Source organism: Vibrio sp. YT-17 (assembly GCF_033337375.1).
GTDB classification, from domain to species: Bacteria; Pseudomonadota; Gammaproteobacteria; order Enterobacterales; family Vibrionaceae; genus Vibrio; species Vibrio alginolyticus.
Genome location: NZ_JAWOQP010000132.1, coordinates 1 through 1,208 on the forward strand (window position 1 = coordinate 1; position 1,208 = coordinate 1,208).

A 1,208-nucleotide genomic window follows, 5' to 3' on the forward strand; every position below is an offset into this window, starting at 1 on the left:
AATGGCCAAAGTGCGTGCAGTGTGAACAGGCTGACCCAACCTGCGTAGTGAATTGCGTCTTGGTGCGGGTGTTCACGCTCTTTAGCAATTTCATACGGGATGTCATGGATAACAATGATTCCGTAGAAGATAACTAAAGCAACGAAGATGAGTAACCCAAGTGCAAAATAGTCTAGAAACATCTTACTTACCTGTGCTTGTTGCGAATTGGAAAAACTTACGTAAATTAACGGTTTAAGTATTTGTCTTAACTATAGATGAATCAAGCGCTTTTTATGTGCGAATTATGTTTATGCGATATCAGTACGTACTGATAGTTGTAGGCAAGTTTGGCGAGATTGAGTACAGATTTAAACAAAAAGTGAATAGATTCGGGTAGGGCTGATAAAAAGCATGATAAAGCCCCAGATTTCAACTGGGGCGTGGCTTAAAGTTCGGTACAGACTTGGTTTCGGCCATTGGCTTTGGCACGATACAAGGCTTTGTCGGCGCGGTAGAAGGTGCGCTGAGTGTTTTCCCCTTCGCGATGGAGTGTAATACCGATGGAAACGGTTAGGCCGCGTTCGCCAAGAATGTCTCGCCATGCATATTTAAAAATACGCTCGCGGTAGTTTTCAGCGTGCATTTCTGCGCGTTCCAATTGGCTGTTCTCAAGAATTACAAGGAACTCTTCACCGCCAAATCGCACGCACGATGCACCTTTAAATTTGAAGTAGGATGCCAGCTCCTGTGACACACTTTTGATCGCTTTGTCACCCACCAAATGGCTCAGTTCGTCATTGATGGATTTGAAGTGATCGATGTCGATGACCATCAATGCGAATGGAGTGTCGTGCAGCAACATGTCTTTCAGTTTTACCTCCAACCAGCGGCGGTTGTGCAACGAGGTAAGGGGATCGGTAAATACGTCTTGCTGCAACTGAGCTACGGTATTTTTGTGTTGTTTGGTCGTCTCTTTAAGCTCTTTGTTTTCAATCTCAGACAGAATGAGCTTTAACTGCAATTCAAAGCGAGACAATCGACGCAGTTGAGCCGCGCCCAATTCGCTGATTGGGATGTGTTTTATTAAGTCTGATTCAATACGAAAAGCGCGTTTCTCACAGCTTAAAGCTTGCTGAAACTGCCCTTGTGACGCACTGACTTTGCTCATTGCGTTGTAAAAACGTTTCGCCAGAATGGGCGAAGAATGCTTTTTAATTCGCTTCCCA

General features: G+C 44.5%; 2 protein-coding genes. Both read right to left on the minus strand.

What is annotated here, in order from left to right; all coding sequences use genetic code 11:
* On the minus strand, positions 1-182 hold a 182-nt coding region (locus tag R7F67_RS24420; RefSeq protein ID WP_318057489.1), incomplete at its 3' end, for a DUF3302 domain-containing protein.
* A 245-nt stretch (positions 183-427) separates the two neighbouring features.
* Positions 428-1,208, minus strand: a 781-nt coding sequence (locus R7F67_RS24425) for a GGDEF domain-containing protein (protein ID WP_318057490.1), incomplete at its 5' end; no start/stop codon positions are given.